Origin of the sequence: Caballeronia sp. EK, from assembly GCF_014384845.1 — a bacterium.
GTDB classification, from domain to species: Bacteria; Pseudomonadota; Gammaproteobacteria; order Burkholderiales; family Burkholderiaceae; genus Caballeronia; species Caballeronia jiangsuensis.
Map to the genome: position 1 here is coordinate 92,372 of NZ_JACSUE010000013.1, position 20,613 is coordinate 112,984.

A 20,613-nucleotide genomic window follows, 5' to 3' on the forward strand; every position below is an offset into this window, starting at 1 on the left:
CCTGTCACGAGCACCGGCGCACGCGATGAATGGAAATCTGACTTCCGTCGGCCCTCGTTCGTCGTGGGCCGTGATGCGCTCGGTCATCTACGCGCTCTTTTTGCGCGAAGCGGTGACGCGTCTTTCGCTGGGGCGCGGCGGCTGGGTCTGGATCATCGTCGAGCAGGCCGAGCATCTGGTACTGCTTATCATCTGGCACGGCATCGTCCAGCATCATCTGATTCCCGGCATGAATGCGCCGCTTTTCATCGGTCTCGGCCTTCTGCCGTACTTCATGATGAAGAGCATTGCGCTGCGGGGTATCGACGCCATTCCGGCGAACCGTGCATTGTTCGTCTATCGGCAAATCAAGCCGCTCGACGCGGTCATCGCGCGCGCGATTCTCGAAGGGCTCATCTTTCTTTCGGTCGGCGTCGTGCTGATCGTCGCGTTCGCGCTGTTCGGCGTCGATGTCTCAATAGGCAATCCGTTGCTGGTGGCGGGCGTGTTCGCGCTGTTCTGGCTCTTCGGGCTGGGTCTCGGGCTCGCGCTCTCGGTGCTGACCGAGATGGTCCACGAGATCGGCACGGTGACGCGGATGGTGTTCGGCATCATCTATTTCGGGTCCAGCGTGCTGTACCCGACTTCATGGATTCCCGCAGCCTGGCAGCACGTGTACTTTTTCAACCCGATCGTGCACGCCGTCGAACTGATGCGCGCCGGATATTTCGCGCACTACCGTCCGAGTGACCTCGTCAGTCCCGCCTATTTGATGGCGTGGGTTTTCGGCTGGATTCTCGCTGGCCTCTTTCTTCACGTTCGATTCGCAAAGCGGCTGGTGGAGCGATGATCGTAGTCAGCAACATGAGCAAGCGTTATCGAGGCAGCAACGACGAGCAGTACGTGCTCAGAGACGTCAGCTTGAATATTCCCCGCACGGCCAAGCTTGCCGTGATCGGCCGCAACGGCGCGGGCAAGTCGACCCTGCTCAATCTGCTTGGCGGCATGGACCGTCCCACGAGAGGCACGGTGACGCGGCAATGCCGTGTGTCGTGGCCGCTCGGGCTGTCGGGCGGTTTCCAGGGATCGCTTTCCGGCACTCAGAACGCGAAGTTCATCGCGCGGATTCACGGCGTCGATGAAGACGCGCTGCGTCAGCGCATCGCGTTTATCCGCGAGTTCTCGGAACTGGGCGATGCACTGGAGCGCCCCGTGAAGAGCTACTCCTCGGGCATGCGTTCGCGGCTTGCATTCGCCATCTCGCTCGCCTTCGATTTCGACGTCTATCTCGTCGATGAACTGACTGCGGTGGGCGACGCGGCGTTCCGCAAGAAATCGCGCGACGCGTTTCGCGACATCGCCGTGCGCGCCGGGCTGATCATGGTCTCGCACGACGAAGGGACCCTGAAGGCGTTCTGCGACACGGCGCTCTGGCTGCACGAAGGACGGGCGCTCTGGTTCGATGATCTGGCCGAAGGCCTTGCCCGTTATAAAGAGAGTCTTGCAGCATGAATCGGGATTTACCTCTGGATGTGATCGCGCCGCGCAAACCTACGCTGCGCGAGCGTGTCAAGGCGGTGCGCTGGCGCCGTCACTGGCTGCGCACGCTGCTGGTCGCGGCGATCGGTCTCGCATCGCTCTACTGGGGGGCGATCGAGTCGGATCAATACGTTTCGGAGGCGCACATCGTCGTCACACGGACGAACGTGGAGGCGACCGAAACGGCGAGTGGTCTTCTGTCGCTGATCTCGGGCTCGGGCAATTCGCGCGACATGATGCTGTTTCGCGACAGGCTTCTGTCGATGGACATGATGCGCAAGCTCGATCACCGTCTCGACATGCGCACGCACTACAGCGATCGCAAGCACGACTGGTTGTCGATTCTCTGGGATCGCAAGGCGCCGGACGAAGAGTTCCAGCGTTACCTGCTCGGCCGCCTGTCGGTGACTTACGACGACTACAGCCAGAATCTCGTGGTGACGGCGCAGGCCTACACGCCGCAGATGGCGCAGTCGATCGTGCGCATGCTGGTGGAAGAGGGCGAGGTGGACTTGAACCGCATGGACAACGCGGTGGCGGAGCAGCAGGTCTCGTTCATCGAGAACGAACTGGTAGCGATTCGCGACCGCATGTTCGCCGCGCAAAAGCGTCTCATCGCATTCCAGAACGAAAACGGGCTGGCCTCGCCGCTTGCCACGGCAAAAGGCGTCTCGGAGGTCGTGGATCGTCTCGAAGCCGAGCGCAGCCAGCTCGAAGCGCAGAAGCTCGCGATGCTCGGCTATCTGACGCCGCAAGCGCCGGACATCGTGCAGATCGAAGGGCAAATCTCGGCGCTTCAGCAGCAGATCAAATTCGAGCGCGGCCGGGTTGCATCCAAGAACGGCACGGCGCTCAATCACCTGGCCGAAAAGCAGCATCGTCTTCAGGTCGAGGCGACTTTCGCCGAAGACGTCTATAAGACGGGACTCGCCGCGCTCGAAAAGTCGCGCGTCGATGCGACGCGCAAGATCAAGAGCGTTCAGGTACTCCAGTCGCCGAGCTTGCCGCAGGCCTCGATGGAGCCGCGCCGTCTCTACAACATCGTTGTCTTCATCATCGTTTCCTTGCTCGTAGCCGGTGTCATTCACCTGATCGGCGCGATCATCCGCGATCACCGGGACTGACCGATTCATGCTTCGTTCTTTTGCTCTGACTTGCTTTCTCTTTTGCGCGCTCGGCTTCGGCCACGCGCAAGCGGCTTCCTCTGCGAGCCGTGAGCTCGGGGGCGATGCGTCCAGCATCAGCCGCCTGAGAACCAGCGATTTCACGAATATGCCATCGATGGCGCGCGGCAATGCGATGAATGTCGCGGCCCTCGGCGCGGGCATGTCGGAGCCCGCCGAGCAGCACAAGGACGCCGCGTCGGCGGTCGGCACGCAGTCGCATCTAGCGGCGCTCACGCCCGCGCAGCGCGCCGACTATCAGGCCAACGGCGCGAGCCAAGTGTTCGGCGCGAATCTCTTCACGGGCGCGTTCGCGTACGGTTCGTCGGTGGACTTCAATCCCGGCTATGTGATCTCCGTCGGCGATCAGTTGCGCGTGCGCATGTGGGGCGGCTACGAGTTCGATTCGGTGCTCACGGTGGACCAGCAGGGCAATATCTTTTTGCCGCACGTCGGGCCGCTGCATGTGGCCGGCGTGACGAACTCGGAACTCCAGCCCACGGTGACGGGCGCGCTGCGCAAGGTGTTCAGCAGCCGTGTGTCGGTGTATTGCAACCTGCAGATGGCGCAGCCCGTGCGTGTGTACGTCGCAGGCTTCGTACGTCATCCGGGCATGTATAACGGCACCTCGAACGACAGCGTGCTGCGCTATCTGGATCAGGCGGGCGGCATCGACCCCAATCGCGGATCGTTTCTCGACGTGCAGATCAAACGCGGCGAGCAGGTGCGCGGCACGATCGATCTGTACGACTTTCTCCTGCGCGGCACGCTGCCCTCGGTGCCCCTCGCGGACGGCGATGTCATCTTCGTGGGCCCGCGCCATAGCACGGTGTCAGTCACCGGGCTCGCGGAGAACGCGAAGCAGATCGAGTTCCTCGGCGACACGACGCCGCTCGGCGACATCATCGCGGCGGCGCATCCACAGCCTTCCGCGACGCACGTACGCATCACGCGCAACACGGGGCCCACGCTGAACGTCGAGTATGTCGCGCTCGCGGATGCGGCCAATGTCAGGCTGCAGAACGGCGATGTCATTGCCTTCACGGCCGACAAGCAACCAGGAACGATCACGGTGCGCGTCGAGGGCGAGCATCTGGGTCCGCAGGAATACGTGCTTCCTTACGGTAGCCGCCTCGGCAGTCTGTTGCAGCGCGTGTCGATGACCGAGCGCTCGGACGTGGCCGACATTCAACTGTTCCGTCCGAGCGTGAAGCTGCGCCAGAAGCAGATGCTCGATTCCGAACTCAACCATCTTGCCGAAGCGGTTCTGACGGCGCGCTCGGGCACGCAGGAAGAAGCGGCGCTCCGAAAGGACGAGGCGAGCCTCGTGTTGCAATGGGTCGAACGCGCGAAGCATATTCAGCCGCTCGGTCAGACCGTGGTCGGCAAGCCCGAGATTCGCGACCAGTTGCTGCTGGAAAACGGCGACGTGCTTTTCGTGCCCGTGAAAGACGGTCTCGTGCTGGTGGGCGGCGAAGTGCTGTTCCCGACGGCGATCGCGGCGGATTCGAGCTACTCCGTCGAGGACTACATCGCGAAGGCGGGCGGCTTCTCGCAGGACGCGGATACGTCGCGGGTGGTGGTGGCGCACCTCGACGGCACGTTCAGCGACGGCAAGCGCGACAAAAATGTGGTCGCGGGAGATCAGATCATGGTGCTGCCGAAGGTCGACTTCAAGACGCGCCAGTTCGCGAAGGACGTCTTCCAGATTCTGTATCAGATCGCGATCAGCGCGAAGGTGGCGCTCGGACTTTAAGCGCACGGCAGGTTAGCGGGGAACACACAAGGAAAGCGGCCATCCGGCGTCGCAGCCGGCAATCAATCTCGGGGATAGGGATGAGAACTGTCATTACGTATGGAACGTTCGACCTGCTGCATGTGGGTCATCTGAACCTGCTGCGGCGCGCGAGGGCGCTCGGAGACCGGCTGGTGGTCGCGCTCTCGACCGATGAGTTCAATCTGAACATGAAGAACAAGCGCACCGTGATTCCGTTCGATGACCGGCGGCACATGCTGGAAGCGTTGCGTTGTGTGGACCTCGTGATCCCGGAAGAAAACTGGGAGCAGAAGGCGCTCGACGTGAGCCGCTATGAAATCGACACCTTCGTGATGGGCGACGATTGGGTCGGCAAGTTCGACTTCCTCGGCGAGTACTGCGACGTCGTCTATTTGCCGCGCACGGAAGCGATCTCGTCGAGCGAACTGAAACGCCACATTCGCGACGGCGCGTCCGGCCCGCTCGCGGCCGGGAGCTTCGGAATGGAGCAGGCCAAAAGCGGCGACGCCCGCTGGCTCGCGGCCTGAATGCGTTACGTCGAAAAAATGATCGCAAGGCGCCGCACCCGGCTCTGGCTGGCGCGGCTTCTCGATCGTTTCCTCCCGATCCGCGCGCACCGCGTGGTGTTCGTCACCCGCCCGAACGTGGCGGTGACGGGCAATCTGCGCGCCGTGCTCGACGCGCTGACCGACGCGGCCGGCGGCCCGGCGCGCCGGGAGATCGCGGTGTTCAAGGACGGCCCCATCGCGCCTGAAACCGCGGCCGCGCTTGCGGAAAAAGGCGTGAAGGTGTTCGAGCGCTTCAGCATCGAGGCGTTGTGTTTCGTATTGTCGAGCGCGACGGTGGTCCTGAGCCACTCGGCGCGCGACGCGTTTTTGCCCGGCCGCCGACGCGGGCGCCGCGTGATCAATCTCTGGCATGGCGTCGCGTTGAAGCGCATCGAACTGCTGATGGAACCGCGTGACGATGCGCGATCGCGCGCGCGGCGCACGCTGATGCTGCGCAACGCGCGTCTCTACGATGCGCTGATCGCGAGCAGCCCCGTGGACCGCGTGGTGAATGCGCAGGCGTTCGGCATCCCGTTCGAGAAAGTGCATGTGACCGGCTTGCCGCGCTTCGACTACTTGCGCACGGACTGGCCGCTCCCGCCCGATCTCCGGCGTCAGGCCGATACGCTCGATGCGCTCGTCGCCGGCCGACGGCTCGTGCTCTATGCGCCGACGTTTCGGGAGACCGCGAGTTCGGCGCTCGACTGGATGGACGACGCCAGCGTCGCGGCCATCCGCGCGCTTTGCCGGCGCATGGGCCTGGTGTTCGGCTTGCGTCCGCATCCATACGAGAAGCGCCCGCTCGATACGCTCTGCGACGGTGTCGATATCGTCGATGCATCTCCCGCACGGTTTCCCGAAGCCGCGATCCTGTTGCGCCGCACCGATGCGCTCATCGTCGACTATTCGAGCATCTGGGTCGACTTCCTCGCGCTGCGCAAGCCGATTCTCGGGCTCGTGCCGGATTACGACCGCTACTGCAGCGAGGAGCGCGGTTTCATCTACACGCAGGACTCGGTGTTTCCCGGCGCCCTGCATCGCGACTGGCAAGGCGTGCTCGCCGAGCTCGGGCGTCTCGCGCGCGCGAACTTCGAGCCTGCCGATGCCCACCGTATCGACGCGGCCGCGGGTCTCTTCCTGCCTCCCGACCGTCTCGCGGGCTCATGCACGCAGCGTTGCCTCGACATGTTCTTCGACGAAACCAAACCTGGCGCTCGCACGTCCGCGCTACTCGGAGGCGCCGCACGATGACGAGCACGGTAGGCATTCTGTCGCGGGGCATCTGGCGGATTCCGCATCTGGACAACCTGCTCTCGGGCAAGCCGGTCCGTGTGCGTGGATGCGCCCGCGCACGACAGTCCGAGATTTCCGCCATCGCGGGCTGGGGCGCGAAGCCGAGCGCCGAACGGGCGCGGCGGCTCGCGCGCGCGCAGGGTCTGCCGTATCTCGCGCTCGAGGACGGCTTTCTGCGTTCGCTCGGCCTCGGCGTGAACGGCGCGCCGCCGCTTTCGATCGTCGAGGACGATCTCGGCATCTATTACGACGCGCGCGAGCCTTCGCGGCTCGAACGGTTGATCGCCGAATGTGGCGACGACGCGGACCTGTTGCAGGAAGCGCGACGCGGCATCGATGCGATCGTGCGGCATCGGCTCTCGAAGTACAACGACGCGCCGGTGTTGCACCTGCCGCCCGTTCAGATCGCGTCGCGCGTGCTGGTCGTCGATCAGACCGCGGGCGATGTGTCGGTGTCGCTTGGCGGCGCGGATGCCGGTACGTTCGCGCGGATGCTGGCGGCGGCCAGGGCCGAACACCCCGACGCCGAAATCTGGGTGAAGACGCATCCCGACGTATCGAGCGGACGCAAGCGCGGCTACTTCGGCGGTGTGACGGAGGAAGGGCGCGTGCGCGTGCTCGCGAAGGCGTGCTGCCCGCTGACGCTCATCGAACAGTTCGACCACGTCTACGTGGTGACCTCGCAGCTCGGCTTCGAGGCGCTGATGCTCGGCAAGCGCGTGACGTGCTTCGGCGTGCCCTGGTACGCGGGATGGGGCTTGACCGACGACCGGCATTCCGGCATCGATGACGTGCGCCGACGGCGCGCCGTGCCGCGAACCGTCGAGCAACTTTTCGCCGCGGCGTATCTGCGGTACGCGCGCTATCTGCATCCGGCCAGCGGCCGGCCCGGCACGCTCTTCGACGTGATCGAATGGCTGGCGCGCAATCGCGAGATCAACGAGTCGAGCCGGGGCACGCTCTATTGCATCGGCATGAGCCTGTGGAAGCGCGCCGTGATCCGGCCATTCCTCAGCACGCCGTCGAATCGGCTGCGCTTCGTGCCGCACTTCGACGCGGACCGGCTCGACGCGCTCGAAGACGACGCGAGGCTCGTCGTGTGGGGCGGGCGGCACGCCGACTTGTGTCGCGCGGCGAAGGCGCGGGGGATCGGCGTCGCGCGCGTCGAGGACGGCTTCGTGCGTTCGGTCGGGCTCGGGTCCGATCTGCGCGGGCCGCTCTCGCTGGCGGTCGATGACGACGGCATGTACTTCGATCCGGCGTCGGGCAGCCGGCTGGAGCGTCTCGCGCAAACGGTCGAGCTCGATCCGCACGAGCGTCTGCGCGCCGTGCGGCTTCGCGAGGCGCTCGTGCGCATGAAGATCAGCAAGTACAACGTGGGCGCGGCGTATCGCTGTGCGCCGGAGGCGGCCGGACGGCGGCGCATTCTCGTGCCCGGCCAGGTGGAGGACGATCAGTCGATCCTGGCCGGTTCGCCGCATGTCAGACGCAATGTCGATCTGCTTGCGGCGGTGCGCGAAAGAAACCGCGATGCATGGATCGTCTACAAGCCGCATCCCGATGTCGTGGCGCGCAATCGCAGCGGTGGCGTCGATGCGGCGCTATGGGCGTCGCTGGCGGACGAATGCGTCGTCGACGCCAATATTTCCGATTGCATCGCCGAAGTCGACGAGGTGCATACGATGACCTCGCTCGCCGGCTTCGAAGCGCTCTTGCGCGGCAAAGTGGTGCATTGCTACGGCGGCCCGTTCTACGCGGGCTGGGGGCTGACCGTCGATCACATGATGCTGCCGCATCGCACGCGCAGGCTCTCGCTCGACGAGCTGGTGCACGTCGCGCTCTGTGCGTACCCGCGCTACCGCCTGCCGGGCGTGCAGGGCTTTTGCGCGGTCGAGGACGCAATCCGGTCCCTGGCCGAACAGGGTGCGGGCCGCCGCGTGCCAACGGGAAGCCATCGGCTGAGCCGGCAGTGGCGCAAGGGATTACAGGTGCTTCGCGCCTTCGTTGCTTCCAGATCGGCCTAGCTTCGATGCCGTAAAAGCCAGCGTTGAACAATCACGCGGCGTCCCGTTGAGCCGGAGCCAATTTTCACACGTCCGAAGACGTCAATCCGCTTAAAACATGAATCTCGTCGCGACATATCAAAAAGCCAAAAAGCGATACGGCGTGTATCTGCTCAATCAATCGGTCGCCAACCTGCAGCGCGTGTCGGAGTGGGCTCCTCAATGGGACTATCCGCGATATCTGCGTGGATTGTGCCTGCTCACGCTTGGCCGTGCGGTGGCCGCCGACCAGGCGCTGCGCGAGGCGATCGCGCTGAAGCCGGGCCGCGCGCACGCACAGTATCTGCTGGGCCTCGCGCTCAGCAAGAAGAGCAAATGGTGGCAGGCAGTCGCGGCGTTCGAGGCAGCGGTGGAAGGCGACGGGAAGCAGGCTCGCTGGCACTATGAACTGGGCAAGGCGCGCGAGCGCATGAAGCGTTTCGACGAGGCGGCCGAAGCATTTGGCGATGCGGTGGCGCTCAAGCCGAAGCGATCGGTCTGGCATTACCGGCTCGGGCGCGCGCTGGAGCGTGCGGGAGATCTGGAAGGCGCGGAGAGGGCGTATGCGATCGCCGCCAAACTCGATGCGACCGGCCAGTTGAACAAGCTCGGCCCCGGCGCCTGGCATCAGAAGGAAGGTCTCTGGACGCTCGCGCTGGCGTCGTATCAGGGGCGCACGCGGCGTGCGCCCGGAAGCGCGGAATTGCGCTACCGAACGGGATTCGCGCAGGAGCGCGCCTATCGCTGGGACGCCGCGGCAGCCTCGTATCAACACGCGTTGGCTCTTCTGCTCAAGCCCAAGGCCGACTGGAGCTATCGCCTCGGGTTCGTGCTGGAGCGCCAGGAGAAGTGGCGCGAAGCGGCGCTCGCGTACAACACGGCGATCGTCGCGGACGCCGTGCATCGTCCCTATCGCAATTACCGGCTCGGCTATGTGCTCGCGAAGGCCGGCGATCATCGCGCGGCGTGTGCGGCGTATCTGAACGTGCGCAAGAACGTGCCTTACGCCGCGCAGAATCCGCTCGATCTCGCGCTGCGCGATCGCGACAACTGGCTGCTGCGAATCGAGCAGCTGAAGCTGCGCATCGAAGCGAACACGACCGACGAAAATCTGCACCTCCAGCTTGCCCGCGCGCACGAGGCGCTCGGCGACTGGGAAGCGTGCGCGCGCGCCTATCGCGATGCGATCCTGCGCTGTAGCAGCTACAAGGCGGACTGGCACTACCGTCTCGGGCGCGCCCTCATGCACACGGGCTCCTACGAGGAAGCGGCCGCGGCGTTTGCCGACACGATCGTCTTCAGGTTGCCTCACGGCGTGGACGCCAGCAAGCACAAGACGCTCGATGTGACCCGCGCGCTCGCGTACACGGAGTACTACGAGACACTTCCCGTCGAGCAGAACGTGATCCTCTACGAGTCGTTCCACGGCGCGAACATGAGCTGCAATCCCTATGCGATGTTCAAAGAGATCGTGGACGATGCGCGCTACCAGTCGTGGCTGCACGTCTGGGTGCTGAACGATCGCAGGCTGATCCCGCCGGAATATCGCACGCGTGCGAACGTCGTGTTCGTGGCGCGGGAGTCCGATCGTTATCGCCGCTATCTGGCGAGCGCGAAATACCTCCTCAACAACAACACGTTCCCGCCGTATTTCATCCGGAAGGACGCGCAGCGGTATCTGTTCACCTGGCACGGCACGCCTCTGAAGACGCTCGGCAAGGACATGCGCACCGTGCAGCCGAACGCCGCGCGCAACATGCTGCAAGCGAGCCACCTGCTCAGCCCGAACGCGCATACGTCGCGCGTCCTGCTGGAATCGCACGACGTCGCCGCGTGCTTCCCGGGCAAGCTGCTGGAGGCCGGCTATCCGCGCGTCGATTCGACGCTCAATCTGTCTCAGTCGGCGCGGCGTCTGTTGCGCGAGCGGCTCGGCCTGTCGGCGGACAAGCCGGTCGTGCTCTATGCGCCGACCTGGCGCGGTGAACTCGGCAAGGAACAGACCGAAGTCGCGCGCGTGGCGGGCGATCTGGCCCGCCTTCGGACGCTGCCCTGCCAGTTGCTCTTCAAGGGGCATCATCTGGTCGAAAAGAAGCTCGCGGAGAAGCGCATCGCGACCGTTCCGGGCGATGTCGAGACGAACGAGCTGTTGTCCATCGTCGATATCCTGATCACGGACTATTCGAGCATCTTCTTCGACTTCATCCCGACCCGCCGGCCGATCGTCTACTACACGTATGACTACGAGGAATATTCGACCCAGCGTGGCCTGTACTTCGGCTTCGATGAGATGCCGGGGACGCAGTGCTTCGACATCGATACGCTGTCGTCGACGCTCACCGGCATAATCGGCTGCTGGCCCGAATACGACGAGGCGTCCGCGTCCGCCGCCGCGACGTTCTGCCCGCACGACGACGGCAAGGCGACGCGCCGCGCCATGTCCTTCTTCTTCGACGACGAGGCAACGGGCAAGATCGTCACCGCGCGAGCCGAACGTCCGCGCCTGCTCTTTTATAACTTCTTCGACGTGAACGGCATCACGTCGTCGTTCGTCAGCCTCATACTCAAGCTCGCACAGGTCGGGCGCTATGACATCGCGGTCGCGCTCGATCACCAGACGATCGATGCGAACCCCGCGTGCCGCGCCGCGCTCGACGCTTTCGACGGCAGCGTTCGCATTCTCGGCCGCACGGGGGCGATGGTGGCCACGCTCGAAGAAAGGGCGATCGTCGAGCGATTCTACGATCCGCTCGAAACGGCGATGCAAGGCGAGCGCAAGGAGATCCATGCGCGTGCGTTCCGGCGCGAGTACAGGCGGCTGTTCGGTGAGTCGCAGTTCGACGTGTTCGTGGCTTTCGAAGGCTACAACCTCTTCTGGGCGTCGCTGTTCGCTGAAGCGGGCACGTCCGATATCGGACGGATCATCTATTTGCACAACAATATGCTGGAAGAGGCCAAGGTTCGGTTTCCGAAGCTCGAGTCGCTGTTCAGTCTCTATCGCCAGTACACCGATCTGGTGTCCGTTTCGAACAGCGTCCATGAAGCGAATTCGACGACGCTCGGACCGCGCCTCGGAATCGATGCGTCGCGCTTCTCGTGGCTGAATAACCTCATCGACACGGATCGCATCGTCGCGCTCTCCGAAGAGGCCGTCGATCCCGAGATCGAGGCGTGGTTCGGCGACTCACGCGTCGTCGCCACCGCCGCGCGTTTGTCGCCCGAGAAGGGACAGGAAAAGCTCATTCGAGCCTTCGCCACGGTTCGCAAGGAGGTGCCGGACGCCAAGCTGATGCTCATCGGTGACGGCCCGCTTCGCGCGAAGCTCGAAGGTCTGGTCAGGGAGATGGGAGCGGGCGAGTATGTCAGGCTGGTGGGACGCCATACGAATCCTTTCCCGCTGATGCGCCGCGCGGAATCGTTCATCCTCTCCTCCGATCACGAAGGCCAGGGCATCGTTTTGCTGGAAGCGCTCGCGCTCGGCAAGCAGGTCGTCTCGACCGACATTCCCGGGCCGCACAGCGTTCTGGAAGGCGGCTATGGCCTGCTGGTCGACAACACGGAGGACGGCGTCGTTCACGGCCTGAAGGAACTGCTCGGTGGCTGGACCGCGCCGAAGCGTTTCGACGCGCAGCAGTATCAGAACGATGCGCTGAACGCTTTCATGGCGCTCATCGATCGTCATACCGCGGTGCGCCGCGATACGCCGATGCAAGCCGAAGAGCATGTCGAGCTCGTCTGATCCATACGACAGGAACCGCCGATGCTCGACACCCTGAAAGAACGCATAGCCGGCGTCATGCTGATGACCGTCATCGTGCCGCTCGCCGTGCTCGGCTATCTCATGATCGTCTACGTGGGCTTCTTCGGCAAAACGGAGCGCGGCCGCGCCGGCGTGCGCGCGCTCGACCATTTCGTCAACGCGACCGTGTTCAACGGCTATGCGTGGGAGTCGATTTCTTCGCACGCATGGCGTGAGCGAGATCGCCGCTGGGCGAAGTTCATCATCGCGGTGACCGACAGTTTCCAGACCGACCATTGCCGCCGCGCGAACAAGCGCGAGCAGGCGGTCGTCGATCTGGTGCTGCGCAAGCGCCTGCACGACCGGACCTTGTAATGGAAAGGCCGCCGACCACGGACGCCGACGCCCGCGTAAGGACGCGCCGTGTCTATTACATCAGCGGGTTCGATCCTCGCGGACCCGGCTTTTATCACCGGCTCTATCGCGAAGAGGCGGCCAAGCAGGCCGCGCTACATGGCGTCCGCATCGCCACCGGCCCGCGCACCCGCGCGGGCGAACACGCGAGCATGTGGCGCATCGACGCCGACTGGAAGGGGCACGCCGTATCGACCGACTATCAGTTCCTGCACTGGGACGATATCGTGCGCGGCAACTGGGAGCGCAATCTGGCGAAGCTCGCATGGGCCGGTCTTGCGAGCCTCGTGCATTACATGCGCTGCGGCGCGTGGGCGCAATTGCGTCGCGAATTCCGCGGTCCTTTTTTGAGCTCGCTCTATCCGTACGCCTGTCTGCTGCTCATTCTCGTAGTCGCGCTTCTCGGCGGACTCGGTGTGTCGTGCGTCGTCGCGCGCGCGAGCGGTTGGGTCGAGGCCGGCGCGGCGATCGGCATGGCGAGCGCGGCGGCGATGTGTGTCGCCGGCGTGCGCCTCGCGAACCGATCGGCGGTGTTCTGGCTGATGCGGATCTACGAGTTCGTCGGTGCATGGACCGACGAGAAGCAGCACGAGGTGCAGGCACGCGCGGATCGGCTCGCCACGCACATCCTCGATGAGGCGCGCCGCGCGCCGTGTGACGAGGTGCTGCTCATCGGTCATAGCGTGGGCTCGATCGTCGCGGTAATGGTGGGCGCGCGTCTCGCGACGGCCGCGCGCGCTAGCGAGCGTGCCAATTTCGCGCTCGTCACTCTCGGGCAGTGCATTCCGCTGCTCGGCATGCAGCCTTCGGCGAAAGCTTTTCGCGCCGCGCTGCGCACGCTCGCGGGGCATCGCGAGTTGCCGTGGCTCGACATGAACGCGCGCGCGGATGCGCTCGCTTTCTCGCAGATCAATCCGCTGCAAGCGTCGGGCGTCGCGGGCGCGGCGGCGCGTCCGGTCGAACAGATCGTGCGACCGTTCCGCATGTTCGACGCCGCCACTTACGCCAGGATGCGCCGCGACAAGATGCGTCTGCATTTCCAGTACCTGATGGCGAGCGATCGTCCCGACCAGTACGACTACTTCCGCATGACGGCGGGACCGAATCGTCTTGCGCCTTACTGACACCGATGAACTTCACTCCTCCTTATCCGAAGCCGCACAGCAACAAGAGCTCCTTGCTGCTGCGATTCTTGCGCGGCTGGCATTCGTGGATCGACGTGCTTTTCGAGCGCAGCTATTCCATGAAAATGGGCAGCATCTCGCAGTTCGGCATGAAAATCTTCATGCTCAACGACACGAAATGGGTACCTAGCATTCTCGCGGATGCGAAGCGCTATCCGAAGCATGCGCTGATGCACCGGATGCTGGAACCGCTGCTGGGCGAGAGCATATTCACGACGAACGGCGAGGTCTGGGAACGTCAGCGCCGCCTCATGGAACCGGCGTTTTCGGCGGCCCGTCTGAAGCTCGTGTTCTCGTTGATGCGGCAATCGACGGCCAACATGCTCGAGCGTCTTGATAGCGTAGCCGATGGAAGGTCTTACGAAGTCGACGAAGAGATGACCTATGTCACCGCCGACATCATCTTCCGTACGATTCTGTCTCAGGATCTGAGCGAGAGCGAAGCGAAGGAAATTTATACGGCGTTCACGGAGTTCCAGGGTCACGCGCAGCGCGCGGCCATCCTGATGATCTATCGTTTGCCGCCATTTTTTTGCACGCGCGCGAGCCGTCATTCGGCGAAGCGCATTCGGGCCATTCTGTCGCGGATCATCGAGCGGCGCTGCGCCGAGCGAGACGCCGGAAAGTCCGGCGCATACGCCGACATTCTTGGCGGCATGATGGACGCGAGCGACCCGGAAAGCGGCGACCGGTTCAGCTTTCCCGAACTCGTCGATCAGGTATGCATGCTGTTCCTCGCAGGTCACGAGACGTCGGCGAGCGCGCTTACATGGGCGCTCTATTTGCTGTCGAATTGTCCGCATCTGCAAGAGCGGATTTATCAAGAGATGCGTGAGGCGGTCGGCGAGCGCGAATTCGAGATGGGCCACATGAAAGCGCTCGCGACGATCGGCAATGTGTTTCGCGAGACGCTTCGGCTCTATCCGCCGGTGGGTTTTCTCGTGCGCGAAGCCATGCAATCGCAGTGCATTCGCGACAAGAACGTCGCCGCCGGCTCGCCCATACTGATCTCTCCGTGGCTGCTGCATCGTCACAGGCAGATCTGGGAGCGGCCCGACGAATTCGACCCTGGGCGCTTCGACACCGAAGCGGGCAAGGAATCGGCGCGCTGCGCCTATATTCCCTTCAGTAAGGGGCCTCGCGTCTGCATCGGCGCGGCGTTCGCCACGCAGGAAGCCGTGTTGATCCTGGCGAGCATCGTGCGGCGCTATCACATCGAGCCCGACACGAGCCACATTCCGCGTGTCGTGGGCCGCGTGACGATCCGCTCGGGTAACGGTGTGCGCGTGAAGCTGCGCAGACGCGAGGCCGTGTGACATGCACCGCGACGCAAACGGGCCCGGAGCCAGTCACATTAATGCATCGTCGCCTGGCGTCGGATGCGCACAATTCGAGACCACGAATGTTCGATAACAAGATCGCTACGGTAGACAGCCAGCGGCTGCTCGATGCCGATCTGGCAGGAGACACAGGTTGCCTCAGAATCCTCAACGTCGACATGACGTCATACGGGGACCCCGAAAAAAACATCATCGCTCTTGCATACAGGAACCCTCCGCTCAGGAAGAAACTCGTCGAGCTGACGAACAAGGGGTTCTACGTATACAAGCACGTCGGTTCCGTGTCGTCGCTGTTGCATCACAGCGAAATTCCGAAGGTCTGGCAGAAAATCACCGAAGGGACACTGAAGACATTCCGTTCTCTGACCTACGGTCTCGCTGCGCCCGAGATCACATCGGGGCCGGCTCGCCTCGTCGTGGTCTTTTCCTCGATGAATGAGGATCTGTTCAATGCGAGTTTTTCGACGCGCTATTTCTGCGGAAATTTTCCGAGCATCCAGAAGTACCTGCCGGCTAATACCTATGTCCTGCGGATTGCCGATATCGGGAGCGTCGTCGGAAGCTTCTATCTGAACACGCACTATTCCAGCGAAACGGAGCGCGATGTGCAGGACCTCATCCGCGACATCTGTCAGACGCATGGCATGAGTGTCGATCGAGACGTGGTGCTGTATGGCGCGTCCAAGGGCGGCACAGCAGCGCTTTATCACGGCTTGATAGGCGGCATGAAAGCGGTCTCGATCGACCCGATCGTATCGGACGATTACTACCTGACCAGGTGGAAAGACACTCACTTCACCGAAGGGACCTTTCCGGTGACGAAACAGGAGAAGTTCACGTCCACGCTTGCTTCGACGAAATTCGTCAATCACATCAACGTCATCTGTTCCGAGCGTTCGCCGCAGTTTCGCTATATCAACGAGATTCTGCGGGCGTCGTCTCTTGCGAACGAGATCAATTTCTTCAATTCGCTGCATCCCGAGATTACCGATCATCCGCACGTCGCGCCGAATACGATCAACATCGCAGTCGCGCTGATGAACGGGCTGTTTTACGGGTTCGTCACGCCGCGCGGCATCGGCGGTGCTGTCATCTAGTCGGCCCGTAGGCGCTTTGTGCGCCGTTGGGAGGTTGCGATCGTCCAGCCAACGCCGCTTCACATGCCGCATACAATCTGGCGCATTGTCTTTTGTGTGGTGGAACGAGTAGCCGCTTTCTTCCAGTCTATCGCAGCACGCCAGCCGGCTCATCAGTCATGGCGACGACGGTGCTGGTAACGAGCGCGTACGGCGAACACCGTAACATCATTGGCCGCCGCTTGGTGGCGGCTCCATACTGCTCGGCTCTGAAACTCGCGTCCTGGTGAAAGCGAAAGCGTACTGTCCAAAGAAAGAGCCGGCCAACATCGACCCGTCGTTCGGAAGGAGAAAAATTCGGCTGATATGACTCCGCCTGTCAATAGCGATCGGTTTTGGGTTTGTTGATGTGCGCATCTTGCCGAATTTCCTGAGGGCGACGTAGCAGTAAGTCTCGACGGTGGATCATGCTGATATTCGCGGGTTGGGTACCGCATTACAGAAATCCGCCCAATGAGCCTGCCGCTATCTAATGTCGCAAGTCGGATAGAAATCGTTGCGTAGCCGAATCGCGGGTTACTCGAAAAGCGCCAGTTGACGACGGCATCGCGCAACGCGGCCTCCAGCCGGTCGCATTGCGCCAGGCGATCCTCAATGGTGCGTCGATACTCCTCGAACGCCAGTTGCTGCCACGAGCTCTCGAATGCATACGTGCTCACCCAGCGCCGGTGCGCCGGCCCCCAGTCGGCTCGGCCCGTATAGCGCACCCCATGCGAGAGCAGAAAGCCCTTCAACCGTTGTCTGGCGCGCTTCAGATCGTCCTTGGCGCTGACCCACGCGCGAGCCAGATCGCGGAATGCTTCGTCCTCCACGCTGGGGACGTACACCGCTGACAGATCCCCGGCGCGCAGCGACCTCACGAGCTTGACGGCGTCGCGCCGATCGGTCTTGACTCGCTCACCAGGCTTTTTGGGAATCAATGACGGCGCGCACACCATGCAGTCAAACCCCTTCTGAACGAGCTGACGGTAGAGTCCATAGCCGCACGGACCCGCCTCGTAGACGATGACGATGTGCCGAGCCTTCGACTGAAGGCGCTTGCACAGGCGATCGATATCCGTCTTCGTCGTACCGATCTTGCCGAGAAGTTCGACCTCGCCTGTGCCCAGCGCATAGGCAACTGTAATCGAGTCCTTATGGACGTCGAGCCCTACGTACAGTGTGCTATCGTTTTCCACGCTGGCCTCCGTGATGGATATCGCCGGGTGTGGCCCTGTCCACACCGTGCGGCTCTGGCAGCGATGCTAACCCGCGTCTGAGTCCGCGCGCCAGGCCAGCCCCTGCCTCGCGGAGTCATACTGACTAATGGAACATCCGCGCGACCTGATAGCAGTCCTTCGATGTCCGGCCACGCGACCGGCTGCAGTGGGTCGGGTACGGCCTTTTGGTCGGGAGGCGAACCGCTGTTCGCGATGACCGTAGTTGTGAGCGACCGGTGTCGAGGGGTGAAGAGCCGTCCCGCCGGCAAACGACGAACGTCGGCAAAGGCCGATTCGCGGAACAGTCGACGACGCGCTGCCTGCCGACTTCCTTCCGTCGCTCAGAGAGGCAGGTCGCTTGCGCGTTCCAGGAAGAAGCTAGGGGATGCGGCGACTCAATGAGCGAGAAGGGCGCTTCGCGATTCTTAAAAGCGAGTTGTGGTTAGAAATCGGCGTATCAAAATAAAGCAGAGGATTTTTAGCGAAGCGCAGACGGCGCAATGATGCTGCTATCGATATGTCGTATCGGCCGTCTGCGCTTCGCTAAAAATTCGTTGAGCTAAGCCGCTCCGCTGAGCGTCGTGGCTATGGGAATTGAATTGATGTGCTTACTTGGGATGTTGCTGGCAAGCCGGTTTGCAGCCTTAAATGCAGAGCATGTGCCCATGTTTGCATGCGGGGCATTCGTGTAGTGAGCGGCCGGTGAGCTGCGCGTACCGATCGCGATAATCGGGTTTGGGCGTGCAGGACGTTACTTCCGCGGGTGCGACGCCCAGCAATTGACGGCAGGTGCTCAAGCGCGACTCACGCAGTCGGTTGCTCAGCAAGCCGTAGTGACGGATGCGTTGAAGACCACGGGGCAGTACATGCAGCAGGAAACGCCGGATGAACTCGTGAGCGTCCAGCCGCAATAGGCGTGGTTTTCCCGGATGTCGGTAGTCTTTCCAGCGAAAAGTGACATGACCGTCGGTCAGACTACAGAGACGGTTGTTGGAGATCGCCACGCGGTGCGTGTAGCGGCCAAGATAGTCGAGGACCTGCTGTGGACCGCCAAGCGGTTCCTTCGCATAGACAACCCATTCAATATGCTTCAGGTCTCTAAGGTAGCGGCTGAATTCGGTCGGTTCTGATAGGCGCATCAACGACGAGAAGAACCGCAACTCCCCTGCGTCGAAGGCATGTTGTAGCCTCTCGAGAAACAATCGCCGGAACAGCCGCGAGAGGACCCGAACGGGCAGGAAGAAGCCGGGTCTGCAAGGTACCCAGCGGTTGCAGTCGGGGGCCAAGCCGCCGCCGGGGACAACGCAGTGCAGATGGGGATGGTGCACAAGATTCTGTCCCCACGTGTGCAGAATCGCAATGAAACCGATCGTCGCACCAAGATGGCGTGGATCGGCGGCGATCGTTTGCAGCGTCTCGGCAGTGGCTTGGAACAGAATGTCGTAGACCACTCGCTTGTTCTGGAAAGCGATAGACGCGACCGGCTCGGGAACGGTGAATACTACGTGGAAATATGGTACCGGCAGTAGGTCGGCCTGGCGGGCGTCAAGCCATTGCGCGCGGACTAATGACTGGCACTTTGGACAGTGTCGATTTCCGCAAGAGTTGTAGGCGATGCGTTGATGTCCGCAAGCGTCACATTGTTCGACGTGGCCGCCCATCGCTGCCGTGCGACATTGTTCAATCGCAGCCATGACGCGCCGTTGCGCGTGGCTGACAGAGTGAGCATGCAGCTCCCGATAAGTCGGACCGTGACGACGCAGGACGTCCGCCAATTCCAGCGCGGCGCACATGATTGCACTCAGCTGCCCGTAGGTGTGAGCGTGGAGCCGATTGGCGTAGAAGATTGTGGAGGCAGTCGGTCGAACGGGCTGGCCGTCGCGCAGACTGTGCTGGTGGCCACCTTCAGATAGCGTGACGTCGTAGCTAGGCTACGATGGCCAAGCAATAACTGGATCGTCCGTACATCGGTACCGGATTCGAGCAAATGTGTCGCGAATGCGTGACGCAGGGTATGGGGCGTCACAGGTTTGGTGATACCGGCGCGACGACGAGCGGCGTGGCATGCTTGCCGCACGGTGTTGGGATCGATGGGTTTATCGGGTGGGGATCCGGGAAACAGCCAGTGCTGAGGCCGGCCAATGCGCCAGTAGGTGCGAAGAAACTCTAGCAGTCGCGGCGAGAGCATGACGTAGCGGTCGGTGTTGCCCTTGCCTTGTTCGACGCGCAGTACCATCCGCTGGCTGTCGATGTCACGGACCCTAAGGTGGGTGGCCTCCGAAATGCGCAGTCCAGCCGCATACGCCACCATCAGGACAGTTCGATGTTTGATACTTCTGATTGATTCAAGAAGCCGAATAATTTCGTCTGCGCTGAGAACCTGTGGCAACTTAAGCGGCACCTTCGACATGGGGATCTCATCGATCGACCAGTCTCGCTTGAGCGTGACGATGTACAGAAACCGCAGGGCCGCAGTGGCCACCACCAACGTGCTCCGAGATCGCTGCTCGATCTCGATCAGATGAATCTGATAAGAGCGAATTTCCTCAGGGCCTAGCAGCGTAGGCGAGCGTCCAAAGTATTTGGCGAAGCGAGCAACGTGCTGAAGATATACCCGCTGAGTATTGGCTGCGAGGTTGCGCACGCGCATATCCTCGACCATGCGTTCACGTAGTGCGGTCATGGCAAACTCCATCGAAATGAAGAGGCAGGAACTGCACTGCCATCGTCTCATTCGAGGGAGAGCGCTTCACGTGACGATGCCGAAGCCGATATCGCCGGCCAAACGACCTCTCCCGCGTCAGCGGGTTAGTTCAATGGTAGTTATCTGAATAGCTGTGTTTTTCACGCGTGAGCGAGCTGAGCCGACGATTGCTTGATACGCTTTCTGCGCCGACCCGGACACCAGCGAGGCATTAAAACCATGCCTGATACTACGAATTATCACGCATGGCCGGCGCACGGGCCGCCCGCGACGGGGCATCTAACTTGCGCTGACCGCAGTACACCTGCATGCCGCAGGCAAACCGGAAGTGACCATGAATGAAGACCCAGGTGAAGGGCGTCCGCGAGAAGGTCAAAGGCAAGATCAATGAGGGCGTTGGCAAAGTGACGAACGATCCTGTGCGGGAAGCAAAAGGCGACGCGCAGCAAGTCGAGGGCGAAGCGCGTAAGGACGTTGGTGACGTCAAGGAGGACTTGAAGGACGCCACGGACGATACGGCGAAGCCGTAATTACGATCGCGCGCAGGGTTGCCAAGCTC

General features: G+C 62.4%; 15 protein-coding genes and 1 pseudogene. 13 read left to right on the forward strand and 3 right to left on the reverse strand.

All coding sequences use genetic code 11. The annotated features are described in order from the left end of the window. The first annotated feature begins 25 nt into the window (after positions 1-25). The 12 genes from IAG25_RS31355 to IAG25_RS31410 all read left to right on the forward strand — a co-directional run bounded on the left by IAG25_RS31355 (position 26) and on the right by IAG25_RS31410 (position 16,112). Complete coding sequence (locus IAG25_RS31355) at positions 26-829, forward strand: ABC transporter permease (protein ID WP_187608305.1); 804 nt, start codon at positions 26-28, stop codon at positions 827-829. Further along, entirely contained in the window at positions 826-1,491 is a 666-nt protein-coding gene (locus IAG25_RS31360; protein WP_187608306.1) for an ABC transporter ATP-binding protein, read from the forward strand. The genes IAG25_RS31355 and IAG25_RS31360 overlap by 4 nt, the downstream gene beginning before the upstream one ends. After that, positions 1,488-2,642: a chain-length determining protein gene (locus IAG25_RS31365; protein WP_255504075.1), complete on the forward strand. Its 1,155-nt coding sequence runs from the start codon at positions 1,488-1,490 to the stop codon at positions 2,640-2,642. Before IAG25_RS31360 ends, IAG25_RS31365 begins: the two co-directional genes overlap by 4 nt. Before the next feature lie 157 nt (positions 2,643-2,799). Beyond that, positions 2,800-4,437, forward strand: a complete 1,638-nt coding sequence (locus IAG25_RS31370) for a polysaccharide biosynthesis/export family protein (protein ID WP_255504076.1) — start codon at positions 2,800-2,802, stop codon at positions 4,435-4,437. A gap of 80 nt (positions 4,438-4,517) precedes the next feature. Then, entirely contained in the window at positions 4,518-4,985 is a 468-nt protein-coding gene (gene tagD / locus IAG25_RS31375; RefSeq protein ID WP_187608307.1) for a glycerol-3-phosphate cytidylyltransferase, read from the forward strand. Positions 4,986-5,003: 18 nt separating this feature from the next. After that, positions 5,004-6,257 (forward strand): CDP-glycerol glycerophosphotransferase family protein, encoded by a 1,254-nt coding sequence (locus IAG25_RS31380; RefSeq protein ID WP_222946731.1) that lies wholly within the window; start codon positions 5,004-5,006, stop codon positions 6,255-6,257. After that, on the forward strand, positions 6,254-8,323 hold the full coding sequence (locus tag IAG25_RS31385) for a capsular polysaccharide biosynthesis protein (protein WP_187608309.1): 2,070 nt from the start codon (positions 6,254-6,256) through the stop codon (positions 8,321-8,323). The genes IAG25_RS31380 and IAG25_RS31385 overlap by 4 nt, the downstream gene beginning before the upstream one ends. A gap of 97 nt (positions 8,324-8,420) precedes the next feature. After that, complete coding sequence (locus IAG25_RS31390) at positions 8,421-12,077, forward strand: CDP-glycerol glycerophosphotransferase family protein (RefSeq protein WP_187608310.1); 3,657 nt, start codon at positions 8,421-8,423, stop codon at positions 12,075-12,077. Positions 12,078-12,110: 33 nt separating this feature from the next. Then, entirely contained in the window at positions 12,111-12,452 is a 342-nt protein-coding gene (locus IAG25_RS31395) for a hypothetical protein (RefSeq protein WP_187608368.1), read from the forward strand. Beyond that, positions 12,452-13,615 carry a hypothetical protein gene (locus tag IAG25_RS31400; protein ID WP_187608311.1) on the forward strand — a complete coding sequence of 388 codons (1,164 nt, stop codon included), beginning with the start codon at positions 12,452-12,454 and terminating at the stop codon, positions 13,613-13,615. Before IAG25_RS31395 ends, IAG25_RS31400 begins: the two co-directional genes overlap by 1 nt. Positions 13,616-13,620: 5 nt before the next feature. Next, a complete protein-coding gene (locus IAG25_RS31405; protein WP_187608312.1) occupies positions 13,621-14,991 on the forward strand; it encodes a cytochrome P450 in 1,371 nt (456 codons plus the stop codon). Continuing rightward, positions 14,988-16,112 carry an XcbB/CpsF family capsular polysaccharide biosynthesis protein gene (locus IAG25_RS31410; RefSeq protein WP_187608313.1) on the forward strand — a complete coding sequence of 375 codons (1,125 nt, stop codon included), beginning with the start codon at positions 14,988-14,990 and terminating at the stop codon, positions 16,110-16,112. The genes IAG25_RS31405 and IAG25_RS31410 overlap by 4 nt, the downstream gene beginning before the upstream one ends. Before the next feature lie 566 nt (positions 16,113-16,678). Here IAG25_RS31410 and IAG25_RS31415 read toward each other — a convergent pair. The 3 genes and pseudogenes from IAG25_RS31415 to IAG25_RS31425 form a co-directional block, all read right to left on the reverse strand. Further along, positions 16,679-17,329: pseudogene (locus IAG25_RS31415) on the reverse strand (IS110 family transposase); the annotation flags it as partial. Positions 17,330-17,994: 665 nt separating this feature from the next. Further along, positions 17,995-19,146 carry an IS91 family transposase gene (locus IAG25_RS31420; RefSeq protein ID WP_375336553.1) on the reverse strand — a complete coding sequence of 384 codons (1,152 nt, stop codon included), beginning with the start codon at positions 19,144-19,146 and terminating at the stop codon, positions 17,995-17,997. Between the two features lie 5 nt (positions 19,147-19,151). Then, the gene (locus IAG25_RS31425; protein WP_187608315.1) at positions 19,152-20,033 is read right to left on the reverse strand and encodes a tyrosine-type recombinase/integrase; all 882 of its coding nucleotides are present in this window, start codon (positions 20,031-20,033) and stop codon (positions 19,152-19,154) included. A 359-nt stretch (positions 20,034-20,392) separates the two neighbouring features. Between IAG25_RS31425 and IAG25_RS31430 the strand changes: the two genes are divergently transcribed. Beyond that, positions 20,393-20,584 carry a CsbD family protein gene (locus tag IAG25_RS31430; protein ID WP_187608316.1) on the forward strand — a complete coding sequence of 64 codons (192 nt, stop codon included), beginning with the start codon at positions 20,393-20,395 and terminating at the stop codon, positions 20,582-20,584. Positions 20,585-20,613: the final 29 nt, after the last annotated feature.

Bases quoted from the DNA above. Each gene is read 5' to 3' on its own strand.
- IAG25_RS31355 (WP_187608305.1), top strand. From the start codon at position 26: ATGAATGGAAATCTGACTTCCGTCGGCCCTCGTTCGTCGTGGGCCGTG.
- IAG25_RS31360 (WP_187608306.1), top strand. From the start codon at position 826: ATGATCGTAGTCAGCAACATGAGCAAGCGTTATCGAGGCAGCAACGAC.
- IAG25_RS31365 (WP_255504075.1), top strand. From the start codon at position 1,488: ATGAATCGGGATTTACCTCTGGATGTGATCGCGCCGCGCAAACCTACG.
- IAG25_RS31370 (WP_255504076.1), top strand. From the start codon at position 2,800: ATGGCGCGCGGCAATGCGATGAATGTCGCGGCCCTCGGCGCGGGCATG.
- tagD (WP_187608307.1), top strand. From the start codon at position 4,518: ATGAGAACTGTCATTACGTATGGAACGTTCGACCTGCTGCATGTGGGT.
- IAG25_RS31380 (WP_222946731.1), top strand. From the start codon at position 5,004: ATGATCGCAAGGCGCCGCACCCGGCTCTGGCTGGCGCGGCTTCTCGAT.
- IAG25_RS31385 (WP_187608309.1), top strand. From the start codon at position 6,254: ATGACGAGCACGGTAGGCATTCTGTCGCGGGGCATCTGGCGGATTCCG.
- IAG25_RS31390 (WP_187608310.1), top strand. From the start codon at position 8,421: ATGAATCTCGTCGCGACATATCAAAAAGCCAAAAAGCGATACGGCGTG.
- IAG25_RS31400 (WP_187608311.1), top strand. From the start codon at position 12,452: ATGGAAAGGCCGCCGACCACGGACGCCGACGCCCGCGTAAGGACGCGC.
- IAG25_RS31405 (WP_187608312.1), top strand. From the start codon at position 13,621: ATGAACTTCACTCCTCCTTATCCGAAGCCGCACAGCAACAAGAGCTCC.
- IAG25_RS31425 (WP_187608315.1), bottom strand. From the start codon at position 20,033: ATGACCGCACTACGTGAACGCATGGTCGAGGATATGCGCGTGCGCAAC.
- IAG25_RS31430 (WP_187608316.1), top strand. From the start codon at position 20,393: ATGAAGACCCAGGTGAAGGGCGTCCGCGAGAAGGTCAAAGGCAAGATC.